The organism is Gemmatimonadota bacterium (assembly GCA_021295815.1).
Taxonomy (GTDB): domain Bacteria; phylum Gemmatimonadota; class Gemmatimonadetes; order Longimicrobiales; family Gaopeijiaceae; genus JAGWBQ01.
Genome location: JAGWBQ010000007.1, coordinates 57454 through 71463, shown reverse-complemented (window position 1 = coordinate 71463; position 14010 = coordinate 57454). Strand labels below are relative to the sequence as shown.

At 65.5% G+C, this 14010-nt stretch carries 11 protein-coding genes and 1 tRNA gene; all 12 read right to left on the bottom strand.

The window, feature by feature from the left end; translation table 11 throughout:
* Positions 1–15: 15 nt before the first annotated feature.
* Positions 16–1596, bottom strand: coding sequence for an Ig-like domain-containing protein (locus tag J4G12_03930; GenBank protein MCE2454954.1), 1581 nt, complete (start codon positions 1594–1596; stop codon positions 16–18).
* 98 nt (positions 1597–1694) lie between these two features.
* Positions 1695–2474: a carbonic anhydrase family protein gene (locus J4G12_03925; protein MCE2454953.1), complete on the bottom strand. Its 780-nt coding sequence runs from the start codon at positions 2472–2474 to the stop codon at positions 1695–1697.
* Between the two features lie 295 nt (positions 2475–2769).
* Positions 2770–4059 (bottom strand): hypothetical protein, encoded by a 1290-nt coding sequence (locus J4G12_03920; protein ID MCE2454952.1) that lies wholly within the window; start codon positions 4057–4059, stop codon positions 2770–2772.
* A 68-nt stretch (positions 4060–4127) separates the two neighbouring features.
* Entirely contained in the window at positions 4128–5381 is a 1254-nt protein-coding gene (locus J4G12_03915) for a hypothetical protein (GenBank protein ID MCE2454951.1), read from the bottom strand.
* 105 nt (positions 5382–5486) lie between these two features.
* The gene (locus tag J4G12_03910; GenBank protein ID MCE2454950.1) at positions 5487–5759 is read right to left on the bottom strand and encodes a hypothetical protein; all 273 of its coding nucleotides are present in this window, start codon (positions 5757–5759) and stop codon (positions 5487–5489) included.
* Between the two features lie 29 nt (positions 5760–5788).
* The gene (locus tag J4G12_03905) at positions 5789–6988 is read right to left on the bottom strand and encodes an aminotransferase class I/II-fold pyridoxal phosphate-dependent enzyme (protein ID MCE2454949.1); all 1200 of its coding nucleotides are present in this window, start codon (positions 6986–6988) and stop codon (positions 5789–5791) included.
* 190 nt (positions 6989–7178) lie between these two features.
* On the bottom strand, positions 7179–8399 hold the full coding sequence (locus J4G12_03900; protein ID MCE2454948.1) for a hypothetical protein: 1221 nt from the start codon (positions 8397–8399) through the stop codon (positions 7179–7181).
* Positions 8400–8790: 391 nt separating this feature from the next.
* Positions 8791–8865: transfer RNA gene (locus tag J4G12_03895), tRNA-Val, on the bottom strand.
* Between the two features lie 95 nt (positions 8866–8960).
* Positions 8961–9245 (bottom strand): hypothetical protein, encoded by a 285-nt coding sequence (locus J4G12_03890; GenBank protein MCE2454947.1) that lies wholly within the window; start codon positions 9243–9245, stop codon positions 8961–8963.
* A 30-nt stretch (positions 9246–9275) separates the two neighbouring features.
* Positions 9276–10223: an RluA family pseudouridine synthase gene (locus J4G12_03885; GenBank protein ID MCE2454946.1), complete on the bottom strand. Its 948-nt coding sequence runs from the start codon at positions 10221–10223 to the stop codon at positions 9276–9278.
* Complete coding sequence (locus J4G12_03880) at positions 10205–13399, bottom strand: isoleucine--tRNA ligase (GenBank protein MCE2454945.1); 3195 nt, start codon at positions 13397–13399, stop codon at positions 10205–10207. The genes J4G12_03885 and J4G12_03880 overlap by 19 nt, the downstream gene beginning before the upstream one ends.
* Entirely contained in the window at positions 13396–14010 is a 615-nt protein-coding gene (locus tag J4G12_03875) for a DivIVA domain-containing protein (protein ID MCE2454944.1), read from the bottom strand. The genes J4G12_03880 and J4G12_03875 overlap by 4 nt, the downstream gene beginning before the upstream one ends.

Below are 14010 nucleotides of genomic sequence, written 5' to 3'. Positions count from 1 at the left end.
AACCTGACGCTGCTGTTAACGAAACAGGGCGGACACATCGGGTTTCTTGATCGCCGCCTGCGGCCCGGGCCAGGAGGCTGGCTCGAGCAGTCGATAGCCGGATACGTCGCGGCTAGGCTTCGCGACGGGCCGCCTGGGAGAGTGGCGCGCGTGTCTTAGGGAGCCCGCCACCACCGACCCCAGTCCTCGCGTCAAAAACTCCGCGGCGCGTGGGATCGCGTCCCGCAACGACAGGAAGTCGTGGCCTCCCCCCTCGTAGATGTGGAGCTCGAAGTCCGGGCGAACCCGACCGATGGACTCCATCGCGCGCCTCATCGATTCGGCCTGCGAGACGGATACGACCTCGTCGATCGTGCCGTGGTGGACCTGGAGAGGCGGAATGTCAGCGACGAACAGGACCGAAGACCGGCGCGCCAGCTCCATTCGAGCCTGGGCGAGGGAGATCTCTCCACGAACGTAGGGCTGCACCACGGTCGAGTCGAAGTGGGCGACGCCGGTCAGGTCTCGGGGCATGCGCAGCGCAGCTTCACGGACGATATCGCGCACCCAGTCGTCGAAGAAGTCGGTCGGTCCGAAGAAGCTGACGATACGTTCGACTCGCGGGTCCCGGATCCCCGTGAGCTTCGCCACCGCGCCCCCGCGGCTGCCGCCGATGATGCGGTATGCGTCGGGCTTCGCCTCCGGCGTGGTCGCCAGGGCGACGTTGACCAGCGCGATCACGTCGTCCGCATCGTAATCCCACGGGCTCGCGGGCCCTTCGGATACCCATCGGGCCTCGCCGTGGTGGAGCGTCTCGCTGCGGTAGGACGGCAGCACGTAGACGAACCCGCCCACGAGCTCTTCCCCGAGTCCGAACGCGAAGATCCGCGCTTCGTCGGTGGACACGCCGTTCTCGCCCCCGTGGAGGTAGACCAGGATCGGCAGGCTCTCCGTTTCGGCCCCGTCCGGAGTGATGATCGCACCGTAGTGGCGGAAGCCGGTGACCTTGTGGGACACAATTCGCAGTCGCGCGTCGGTCCGGCCCAGAGGGAAGTCCTCCTCGTGCTCCACCCGGACCTCTTCGACCGGGGCTTCGCGTCCAGCCCAATCCCAACGAACTGCGTCAATTTCGGCCCGGGTGGCCGCCCTGAACAAGGCATCGAGCTCCGCTTCCAGGTCGAGCGCTTCGGCCGAGACGCGAATGCCGGCCGGGTCTGCCGCGACCACGAGCTCCTGAAGGCCCGCGTCCGGACCCAGGACCCATACGGCGGAGGCGCGCCCGTCGGCATCGGTAACCGTGGAGGCCGAGTCGGCGCGTCCGGCGTGCGAGGCCTCAAACTCGACCGAGGCTCCCGGAACGGGACGGTTCGCGGTGTCCAGCACACGTACGACGATGCGCTCTTCGAGCGAAAGCCCTTGAACGGCACGCTGAGCTCCGCCGGCCACGATCTCGATAGCGGCGGGGGTGCCGCCGGAGGGTGTGGTGGGCCCGGCGTCGCCGCAGGCGGCGAACGAGAGGGCGAACAGGAGGTCGAGCGGTGCGAGAGGTCGGCGAGGGTGCGTCCGCCTGGACCGTGGGTAGGTAGGGCTGGACACCGGTGAGCGCACCTTCGTCATATGCCGTGGTCCGTTGTTCCCGGACAAGTTCAGGATGTCTCCTCCTTGACCCACATGAAAATCATTCGATCCTACAGCGCACCGGGGTTGGGGATCAACTACCGTCGCAACAGAATGAATCGTCGGTTAAGCGCCTGAACGGGGCGAGCGTTCATGGGATGCCGGGCCGCGAAGGCGTCGGCCTGAGCCGGGGAGACTGAAATCGGCTCGGTCATCACCACCCAACTTACCACTTCGGAACAGGGAGGAGTGGTCAGGGAACCGGCGTAGCGGAAATAGCCCGATTCCTCGGGCAAGAGGGTGCGCGGGTCCAGTTCCGGGAGGGTCGCGGACGGCTCGCCGGATCCAGGGGCCGCGCCCCATATTCTCTCGATGGCCGGATGGCTCTCGCCGGTGTCCATGAATACCCCGACCACCGCGAGATCCCCCTCCTCGGCCTGATGCACGAAATGCACCTCCATGGGAAAACCGCCTCCGTCGACCGCATGCTCGCTGGGAAGATGGAAGTGGAACTGCAGGAGCGAGAACTGCCGGCCTTCCAAGGTGATCGAACTCCCTGCGGCCATGTCGACCTGGACGGTATGCCCGTTGTCCGCCACGCGCGCCTCGGAGGGCTGCCATCGGATGTCCATGTCTTCTGCGCCTGCCGGGATCGGACTCGCCAGATCCACCGGAGACTGCTGCGCACCTTCGGCACAAACGGCAAAGGACGAGTCCAGCCCGCCCCATCGCCCGGCACCCGTCTCACCGTCATATGTCCAGTGAATCTGGCCGCTTCCGGCCTCGGACGCGTGCTCTGCGACCGGCTCTTCCCGTAAGTCCGCGTGCTCCGGAGGGCTCGGTTGGCAGGCATTCTGCACACCAGCGAGGCAGACCATCGCCAAGCTGCCAACCAGCCTCCGGGGGAATGAGTGTTGCTGCCGCACTTGTGCCCTTTTGAACCGGGGATACTCCACTCGCGGGAGTCTTTAATCCTAAAGGTAACACCGTTCCAGGTCCCGCGCCCGCCGCCAGCCGGACATCGGTGTTCCTCGAACGCAACGGGACCGGTCTGACCACGCTCGGCTGGAAGCTGCTTCAGCAGGATCTACCTGCGGATGGCGGAACGGCGGTGGCCGGTTGCCAGCTTGGAGCGTCCGCTACTCGACTCGGTGAGCCCCGAGGTACGGAATCCTACCCTTGCGTCTCCAGCGCAACCAGCCTGACAACGCGGACGGTCGGCACGTCCATCTCGTCCAACTCGATGTAGGCCATGAGCCCGCCGGGGCCGAAGGCATCCGGCGTCCTAAGGCCTTCCGACGGCAGGGTGCCGACGTAGTCCCCGTCGGGCTTCACGATGTCGATGGGGCCGTCTTCGGCGCCCGTGGGACCCCGGCGCTCGATCCAGATTTGGTCCTCCCAGTCCACCTTCAAGCCATACAGCACTGGCACCTCGTCGGTGAAGGTGAGCCCCTCCACCTCCTCCATCTCGATCTCGATGGGCAAGTTGGTACTCGTCGCGTCCTCGCGCGCCATGCGTTCTCGGTAACGCTCGCGTTCGGCTTCCCTGATCGCGTCGTCGACCGCAAGCGGTGCAATGGGTCGCTCGATGGTTCCGGCTACGTTTCCGTCGAGTCCGATCAGCTTGACCCGGTACCCAATCGAGTCGATCAACGCGAGACGGCCATCGGTCAGGACGTCATAGCTGAGGGGGGGCTCGAAGGCGCGGCCCGCTGCCCAAACTAAACGCTCGCCGCTCTCCCCCGACCCGCTCACGATGACTTTGCGCCACTCGAGGACGCCGAATCTGATTCCGGTATCCTCTTCGTCCTCTTCGGGTAGCCTCCAAGCGGTGTAAAGCAGCTCCGGCTCGGTGCCGTCGAGCGGGAAGATATGAATGGGGTGGCCCCCTTCGGCCTCCCCGTCGTCATCGCCCAAGCTCATAGTCACGCCAGTTAACAGGCGGCCGTCGGGAAGCGCCTGGTCGGCTATGACTCCTCCCGTCCTCATCGGATCTCGGTCGATGCGCCGCGCGAATTCGCCGGTGGGTTCGAAAAGGTCGATCTGTGAGAATCCCATCACCGTGTAGGAGCCGTCGCGCGCGACGATCGCCGTGTAGACGTCGTTGAATTCTCCGGGTCCCTCTCCCCGCCCTCCGACCGTGCGGATCGGCGACCCATCCGGCCCGACCACCAGGATGCGTTGGGCCTGATCGTCGAAGATGTGCAGGTTGGCCTGATCGTCGAAGTGCACCGATTGAACGCTGCCGAAGATCTCCCAGTCGTCGCCCGAAACGGACCCGACGGTGAAGACGTCCTCGGTGACGGCGTTCACGATCACGTCCGGGCCGTCCGATGTTCCGCCGACGCCGATGGTCGATCCGTCCCCGGCATCGCCGCAGGCCGACAGGAGCAGCAGGGGAATGACCGGCGGAAAGCCGCTCGGGCGAGCTGTCGTTTTTCCCGTTCTCGTCAGCTGCCTCATATTCGATCCGTCCCTCACGTCAAGGGGATCGGTGGCAAGCATCCCGTCCGGCTCTGATCCCATCCCCCCTACCGAATCCCGTCCGGCACTCGTCGCACTACCACGGTCGGCACGTCGAACTCATCGAGCCCGACGTAGGCCACGAGCCCGTCGGGACCAAAGGCGTTGGGCATGCGCGTGTCGGGAATCGTGCCAAGGTACTCGCCCGCAGGCGTGACAACATCGATCGGACCCGGCCCGGCCGCCGTCAACCCGGTCGGTGTCGAGAGCAGGGCCGTCTCGAACATTCCGAGGTGGTCGACATCGATGAAGCCTCGAGCGGGAGTGCGCAGCACCCAGATGTTCCCGCCCCAGGTCGTCTCCAGGCCGGCGACGTGGGGAATCGCGCCCTCCGGTTCCCAAGCGTCCGCTCGTTGCCGGAAAAACGAAGGTCCCCCGAAACTGCCGATCAATTCGGCGCGGCTACCTCCTACGGCGACGGCCTCATCGACGCTGGTCCGGAGGTATTCGCGCTGGGCCCTGATGGTGCGGTCGTCCCAGTCTCGCGGAGGGAAGGAGCGGGTCAGGACCTTATCGACGTTCCCTGCGGGATCCGTCACCTTGATCAGGTAGGCGGTCGTGTCCGAGTATGCGACCCTACGGCCGGGGAGTGCCGAGAAATGAAACTCTCCTTCGACATCCGGGCGCGAGGCGCGCGCGACCTCCGATTCGCTCGCTTCGTCTCCGTCAAGCCGCACGCGCAGCACGGTACGAGGACCCGAACCGGTTTGCATTTTGAACTTCCTAGTCGCCGAGTCGGCCTCCAACCTGCGCGCGACGGTCACCCGGGCGAGGATGCTGCCGTCCCACCGGTCCACCTTCCGAACCCGCGGATCCGCACTTCTGACGTTCCAGAGAGGCGGCGTCTCGCCGCCGGAGACCCCCGAATAACGCACCCAGCGTTCGAGGGCTCCCCGGGCATCGAACAGCTGATAGGCCAAGTGCCCGTCGTCGGCGACCACCGTGTGCCCATCGGGCAGGGCGAAGGCGTGGGTCGCGTCGCGAAAGTCCCCCGGACCTTCGCCAGGCTGGCCGAAACGCACCACCAGCTCGCCGCGCGGGTCCACCACCACCACCGAGAGATTCCCGCCGGACCAGTCGCCGATGTGCAGGTTGCCCTGGCCGTCGAATCCGATCGAGGTGACGCGGGTCAGCAGTTCCCAATCGCGCACGCCGTCCCCGATTCGGTAGACCTCGGGGAAATCGGAGTTGAGCAGGCGGTCTTCCAGCGGGAGTTCGACGACTTGCTGGGCGGTGGCCGGGCCGCCGGCGACGGCGAGCACGGCAAGGACAACCCCGGCCGGGCAGGTTGACCGGTGCAGCAATGGTAGCCTCATCTCATCGGGTGGCTTGGCGAACCGGAAGAATCCGGCGAGGCGCGCGGTGCTTTAACCTTCTTCTCCATTTCCTCGTTCCGGATGACGAAGTCTAAGAAACGCGTCCTGCCCGAAGCGCTCGGCGGCCGACAGCGTCTCCCTCACATCGTCCCAGGTCGTATTGTGGTTGACGATGCAGAGCCTCAGCGAAAACCTTCCGCCCGGCATGGCCGAGGAGATGAACGCCGGGTCCTCCCAGAACAGTCGAACCAGCACCTCGCGATTGACTTCGTCCAGGTCGTGGTCCGCGATGTCTTGGCCGGCTGGATCGACGCGGAAACACACGACGCTCAGTGAAGCCGGGCTCGTGCACCTCAGCACGGGACTGTCGTCGATGTATTCCTGCGCACGTTCGGCGAATTCCATCCCGTTGGAGATGGCCTCCCGAACGTCTGCACCGACATCCAGATCTTGAGCGCGCGCGCGGAGCGGCTCATCTGGAGGCCGCGGTCCCAGAAGTTTGGGTGACCTGAGCCCCACAGCGCGTCTTGCAGGAAATCGGGCCGAACCGCGAAAGGCTTCTCGAGCGTCGAGATGTCCCTGACCATGAGACAGCCCGCTTCGTAAGGCTGGTAGAACCACTTGTGGGCGTCGAGCCCGACCGAGTCGGCGCGATCGATGCCACGCAGGACGCGCTTACCTCGTTCGGTCAGGACCGCGAACCCTCCGTAAGCGGCGTCGACATGCAGCCAGATGTCCTCCGACGCGGAAAAGTCAGCCAGTTCCTCCATCGGATCGACCGCTCCGGTCGCGGTAGCTCCGGCATTGGCGCACACCGCGATGGGCTCCAGTCCGGCGGCGCGGTCCTCCGCCACCATTGAGGCCAACTCGCCCATGTCGATGCGAAAGCGGTCGTCGCTCGGCACGATCCGGGCGTGTTCCGGGCGGATGCCGACGATCTTCACGGCCCTTTGTTGCGCACTGTGGCTCTGGTCACTCATGTACACGCTGGCGCTCTCCGGGTATCCGGCGGCTTCCCTCGCGGCCACGAGCGCGTTCACGCTCGCGGCGGAGCCACCGCTCGTCAGCAGCCCTCCGGCAGTGTCCGGGTAGCCGAGCCATTGGCGAAACCAGTCGACGACCACGCATTCGAGCTGGCTGGTGCCGCTCGCCACGAGCCAATTGCAGGAGTTGATGTTGTAGCCTGCGGCGAGGAAGTCCGCGATGACTCCTGGCCAGGTGGGGGAGGACGGCACGAAGCCGAAGCAACGGGGATGGTCGAGGCTAAGGGCCAGTGGAAGGAAGTCGGCCAGGACCTGCTCCAAAACCACCTCGGGCGCCTGGCCGTCTTCCGGCGGATCCCCCATGAGGTTTTCGACATGCTCGTCACGAAACTCGCCATCCCACGCCTCTTGCCGGCCCAACTGCTCGCTGCGCCGTACGAGGGCCTCGGATGCCCTGGCGGCCAAGTCGAGCATGACCCGGCTGGGCATCCGGAGACCGTTCGCGAGCGCGGGGGCCGACGTATCCCGCATCTGGTTCTCCGTTGGAGAGTCCTTTGTCTGTCTACGCATCCTCCACTCTGCTCCCGGTCCCGACGGGATCCAACGGCTGCCGGTCTTCGACGCCGCTGTGGCACGAGAACACACGGTGCGGCCCGTTTGTTCCTAGGGGATTCCCCACCATTTGTCAGCGTTGTTGTTATTCCAGAAGGGGCGGCGAGGGGGTCCGCCTCTTGGATCCCCCGTCGGGTCGCACCTTCAATCAACCTTCTAACCGCTCCAGCCCCCACATCTGCATGTACTCGATGTTGAGTTCGTCCCAGGCCGTCCCTATGATATAGTCTTCCCCAATCTCGTGAATCCACAGCCCTTCCGGCGTCTCCACAAAGCCCAACACCCGGCCTTCGGGATCGAAAACGGTCCAGAGGCTAGGGGACCCCTCTTCCCCTGTGAGCTCCGCAACCCAGAGGTGGCTTACAGCGTCGGACATTACCGACGCGAACGCCGGAAAGTGCTCCGCTACCGGCACTGATTCGTACCCCCGACGCCACCGCTCCTTCATGCTCTCGGGTCGGCCGGAGGTCCAAGCGAGTTGTCCGTCGATGTACTCCTCGACATCATCGGCTGTCGGGGAACGCGGCATGTGGTCGCGCCTGACGATCCGAGCCAGCGAACCGTCCTCCGCGAACGCTCTCAGTTCGTAACGGCCGGTGTGGCCGATGACGACCAGGTCTCCCCACGACGTCCAGACCGGCTTGCGCCCGAAGATCTTCCAGAACAGCATGGACTGGTCGGTTCCCTCGGCATGGATATACGGTTCCGAGCCCGCGTGCGTCCCGAACGAGGTCCGCACCCTCCCCTCTCCGTCCCTAAGCTGGACGACCACCGTGTCCGCAACCTCGGGCCTGTGAACGGCAAGGATCTTTCCGGAACGGGTAGCTTGTTGGGGCCAGAAGCCTTGCATTACAGGGGTGGCCTGATCGTACACGAGTTCAAGGATGCGACCGTGGTTCCCCTGCGCGTCAAAGATCGAAACCCCCCGGCGCGGTGCGTACCAGGCGACGATCGAATCGCCCCGCCACGGCTCGACTCGCTCGAGCGCCATGAATTCGCCCGGACCCTCTCCTGGGCCGCCCCAGGTTGTGAGGTGGATTCCGGTTGAGTCGAACACGCGCAGTTCGTTCGTCCCGCCATTCGCGACGACGATCCTGCCGTCGCTCAGCCTGGTGGCGTCGCTGGCCCTGTAGAGCAGATAGGGCTCCTCGCCCTCTAATGCACCTATGGAGACGATGGGCTCCGGACTGATCCGCCAGGGGAGGCGCGAGCCGGCCGGCGGTTGAGCGTTCTCGACGATCCGGATTCCGGCACTGTCATGTGTTTGGTTGGGGAGGAAGGGTGTCGATGGCTGGCCCTGCTCGCAAGCGAGCGCGGCCAGAGACATCAGTGCCAGAGACATCAGTGCAGGGAGTTGATTCAGGTTCATGAGTAGCTCCCGGAGGACGGTGGGCGGAACGGTCACGAAGTCAATATGGGCGCTGGAGGTATGGTTGTCGAGCCCGTCGAGTCACTCGAAGTCACCCCACCCCCGGAGGACCTCGGCCCGGCGCTCCAGCAGGTCGGAGTGCTGCTACGTCCGAAGGACCCGGCTGTCCGGGACGTGGGCGAGGCAGGCCTCTACCCGCCTTTCAAGGTGTTCTGCGATCTGGGCGGTGGAAGACGGCCCAGACGGTCCTCCAGTGCTACCAGAGGCCCGATGAGGACCGGCTCAGGAAGGCTCTCGAAGCGTACCGGGAGGTGGGCTCGGCGTCCAACTAGCGCTCCAATTGGAGAGCATAATTGGAGAGCATCTATACCCCCGGATTCCGCAAGTCGAGTGGGCGCTGCTGGACTCGAACCAGCGACCTCCTGCTTGTAAGGCAGGCGCTCTAACCAGGCTGAGCTAAGCGCCCCTTCGGCGCAGGATGTCATTCGGCTGTGGACGAAGACCTCCTTCGGCTTCGAACGCGCAAACTGTCTCCCAACCCGGTTAGCCTTTCCGGCCCGTCTATCGGATGATCGCCAGCGGCAGCAGAACCACGTATCCGAGGACGAGGAGAAGCGGCGCAGCGGTTATGTCGCCCCGAGAAAGCAGCCAGTACCCGAGCGTGAGCGAAGCCACCCCGCACGCCAGCAGGATCGCGCTGGTCCTGGTGAAGGCGATCGCCTTCGCACCCGTCGTCGCCCGTCTGCCGGCGGCCCTTCGTCTCGATCCGGTTCGCTTCGCGACCCCGGCCCTACCTTTCGCCGCGTTCCGCGTGACGCCCCTGCGCGTGTTCTTTCTCTTAGCCATGTCAAAGGATAACCTCTTCCGAAAATGCGGTCAATATTCGAGAGCCCATCGACGTACGCGAGCCAGATCGTCAGGGAGGGGAGAGTCAAATTCCATGACCTCTCCAGTTTCGGGATGACTGAAGCTCAAGCTCCGAGCGTGGAGAAACTGGCGAGGGGTCCTCCGAGCTAGTTCCGCCGCCCAGGCACGTGCCGGTCCGCCGAAGCCGCGTTCGCGCCCGGCGCCGTAGACGGGATCGCCGACCACCGGATGGCCGAGGTGCGCCAAGTGTACCCGGATCTGGTGCGTTCTGCCGGTTCCGAGCTCGACCTCGAGCAGTTCGCAGCATCTGAATTCTTCCACCACCCGGACCCTGGTCAGCGCCGGTCTGCCCGATTCGAGGACCGTCATGCGCTTGCGGTCCTTGGGATGCCTGCCGATGGGCGCATCGATCTCCAGCTCGGACGTCGACAACCGTCCCCATGAGGCTGCCGTGTAAATGCGGGAAATCTCTCGGCGAATCAGCGCCGCCTGCAGAGCCCTGTGGGCCGCGTCGCTCTTTGCGACCACGAGCAGACCCGAGGTATCCTTGTCGAGGCGGTGTACGATACCGGGCCGGAGTCGACCACCGACGTCCGACAGCTCGCCCACCGCATGCATGAGCGCATTCACCATTGTCCCGGTTCGGTTGCCGGGTGCAGGGTGGGTGACCATGCCGGCGGGCTTGTCGACCACGCACAGAGAGGCGTCCTCGTGTATGATCGGCAGTTCGAGCTGCTCCGGTTCAATCCCGACCGGCTCCGGCGGGGGTACCCTTACCTCCACCCGCGCGCCCGCTGGAAGGATCTCCGACTTGCGCACCGCCCGACCCTCGGCGGTGACGAGTCCTTCGGCGATGAGCGCCTGCACCCGGGTGCGCGAGAGGGCGAGCTCGCCTGCGACGACCGTGTCTATGCGCGCGTCCCCGGTGTCGGGAACGGTCAGGACGCGACGCTCCACCTGCTCAGCGCCAGCTCGACCGCAAGCCCGTCGATGGCGAGTTCGCGACGCCGGGACTCCGGCGGATCCACACCGGGCGTGCCCACGACGAGCTCGAGCGCGAGCGTCTCGCCCGATATGAAGGCCTCGTGGCTTCGCGCAACCTCCTCCACCTGCGCGTCCCCGGCGATCCGCAACCGTATGCGATCGGTAACCTCCAGGTCGGACTCGCGGCGCAACCGCTGGATCCGGTTCACCAGCTCGCGGGCCAGACCTTCGCTGCGGAGCTCTTCGTCCACCTCGGGATCTATCGCCACCGTTACCCCGGCCTCGGCCTTGACGACGAGATTTCCTGCGCTGACCTCTCGAACCTCCAACCACTCGTCGAGAACCTCGATCTCCTCGTCGCCTAAGCTGATCCTGACCCCGGCACCGGCCCTGAAAGCGGCCAGCTCTTCCTGACTCAGGTCGCGCAGAGCCTGAGCCGCGCCCTTGGTCGTCTTGCCGAAGCGAGGCCCAAGCGCCCTGAAGCTGGGCCGGGCCTCCAACCTTACCACGCCCGTCGCATCAGCCAGGAATTCGACGCCCTTCACGTTCAACTCGTCACGAACCACGTCGATTATCTCCGAGGAGAGCTCGCCTCCGCCGGGCAGCACCGCGCCGATCCGGCGGAGCGGTTGTCTAACCCTGACCCCCGCTTCCTCGCGGGCCGCGCGGCCCAACGAGGCGATCCTGCGCGCGAGGGCCATTTCCTCCTCCAGACGCTCGTCTCTTGCGCCACCTGTGGGAAAATCGCTCATGTGAACGCTCTCGCCGGTGACGGCCCGATGTATCCAGTCGGAGACCATCGGGGCGACGGGCGCGAGCAGGCGCGACACGGTACGGAGGGCGATCCACATGGTCGAGAACGCGGCCCGGGCGTCGGCAGACATGCTCGAACCGCCGTCCGTCCCGTCCTCCCGAGTGCGCCAGTAGCGGGGCCTGCCGCGGCGCACGTACCAGTTCGAGAGATCGTCGACCACGAACTCCGCCAGCGCACGGTACGCCCCGGTGATCCGATAACCGCGCAGTTCGCCGTCGACGATGCCGGCGGTGGCGGCGAGTCTGGAGAGGAGCCAGCGGTCGAGAACTGAGAGCTCGCCCTCGACGGGAACACCGAACCGCTCATCCTCGGATGCGTCGGTGGAAGTTCCGCCGGGCGGTGGCGTCCAGTTTTCCACATTCGCGTAGAGGGCGAAGAACTGATACGTGTTCAGGAGAGTCCCGAAGAAGCGTCGGCTCGCCTCGTTCACCGCATCGGAATCGTAGCGCATCGGGTTCCACGGATTGGATGCGGTGACGAAGTACCAGCGGAGCGGGTCGGAGCCGTGCTCGGAAATGGCGTCCCAGGGATCGACCACGTTACCCTTGGACTTCGACATCTTGCGCCCCTGCGCGTCGAGAACGAGGTCGTTCACCACCACGGAACGAAAGGGCGGACCTTTGTCCAGCAGGGTGGAGACGGCCATCAGCGAGTAGAACCAGCCGCGCGTCTGATCGAGCCCTTCGCAGATGAAATCCGCCGGGAAGTGCTCCTCGAACTCCTCGGCGTTCTCGAAAGGATAGTGCCATTGAGCGAACGGCATGGCCCCCGAATCGAACCAGACGTCGATGACCGAGGGCGATCTCCGCATCGCTCCGTCGCACTCCTCGCACGGCCAGACGAGCTCGTCGATAAAGGGGCGATGCGGATCGAAGTCATCGGGGAGTCCGCCCACGAGCTCGTCGAGCTCGTCGAGCGAACCCACCCAGCGCACGTGATCCGCGTCGGCGTCGCAGATCCAGACCGGAAGCGGCGTCCCCCAGTAGCGGTCTCGCGAGAGCGCCCAGTCCATGTTGCCCCTCAGCCAATCGCCGAACCGATTCGCGCCGATCTCCGAAGGGTGCCAGGCGACGGAATCGTTGTTGGCGAGCAGATCGTCCTTGCGGCGGGAGGTGGCGATGAACCAGGAATCTCGCGCCATGTAGATGAGCGGGGATCCGCAGCGCCAGCAGTGCGGATAGGAGTGCTCCACCTTTTCCAGGCTGAATAGCCCCCGCCGTGCCCTGAGCGCATTCACGATCAGCTCGTCGGCCTCCTTTACGAACCTGCCGCCGACAAGAGGAATGTCGTCTCGAAAGCGGCCGGTGTCGTCGACGGGGTTCAGGAAGGGCAGCCCGTGCTCCAGGCCGAGCGCGTGGTCGTCGGCCCCGAAGGCCGGCGCAATGTGGACGATGCCGGTCCCGTCGTCCGCGTTGGTCCAGTCCGCGGCGTACACGCGCCAGCCCGACTCCGAGTCGGATGCGGCCACCAGGTCGAGCGGGCGACGGTAGCGCAGGCCGACCAGCGACCTTCCCGGGCAGCGGTCGACGATCTCCACGTCCTCCCCAAAGACCGCCTCCACGCGGGATTCGGCCACGACGTAGCGGGTTCCGCGCCTACGTACCGTGGCGTAGACGATCTCGGGGTGCACGGCGAGCGCTGCGTTGGAGGGCACCGTCCAGGGCGTCGTCGTCCACGCCAGCAGGATCCGCGCCTCCTCGTCGTCCTCGACGCGCGCGCCGAAAGTGAGAGAGGGATCGACGACATCCCGATACCCCTGGGCAACTTCGTGCGACGAGAGGGCCGTGCCGCAACGCGGACAGTAGGGCACGCTCTTGTGCCCCGGGTAAAGGAGGCCGGAATCGGCGAAACGCTTGAGGATCCACCAGACCGATTCCACGTACTCCGGAGAGAAGGTGACGTAGGGTCGCCAGTACTCGAGCCAGTAGCCGATGCGCTCGCTGAGCTCCTCCCATTCCCGCTTGTAGGTGAAGACCGATTCCCGGCACACGCGATTGAAGTCGGCGATCCCGTAGGCTTCGATCTCGGGTTTGCCGCTGATGCCGAGCTTCTTCTCGGCTTCGATCTCGACGGGAAGCCCGTGGGTGTCCCATCCTGCGATCCGGGTGACGCTGCGACCGCTCAGCGCCCGATGACGACAGACCAGATCCTTGATGGTCCGCGAGATGATGTGGTGCAGACCGGGCCGGCCGTTCGCGGTGGGCGGTCCCTCGTAAAAGACGAAAGGCTCGCCGCCTCGCTCGAGCGTCCGCCTGAAGAGATCCTCGTCGCGCCACCGTTCGAGAACGGCCTCCTCGATGGCGATCACGCCACCGGGAAGCTCGGGATAGATCACGGCCGGAAGTCGGATTCCCGGTCGTTTGCCTCCGCGCCCCGCCGCCCCGAGCCTCCGTCCGGGTCCCCGCCGTCGATGATCGCGGCGATCCGCCCCTCGGAGAACTGCGGCCCGATCTCGCGCCGCTCCTCCTCGGCGATCAGGTTCGCACCTTCGTTCATGAAGCGGTTCATGGTCCGCAGCAGACGGGTGCGCTGGTAGCAGAGATCCTCGATGGCCGTCCGGGCCCGTTCGGCCTCTTCGAGAGCCACGCTCCGGATCCGGCGGGCGGTCGCCCGCGCATCTTCCTCGATGCGCTCGGCGCGCTCGGCAGCGTCGCGCTCCATGAGTTCGACCCGGTTCTGCGCGGCATCGATCATCTCCTTGCCGAACTTCTGGGCCGATACCACGGCGTCCTTTATCGATTCCTCCCGTTCGACACCCACATCGAGCTGCTTCCGCATCGATTCGTTTTCACGCTGGAGCTCCCTGTGTGCGCGAGTGAGTTCCTCGAGGCGGTCGGCGACGCTCTTCATGAAGCTGTCCACCTCGTCGCGATCGTATCCTCGGAAGCGTCTCGAGAAATCTCCTCTCTTGCTCCGTACGTCGAGTGCGGTCAGATCAATCGCCAT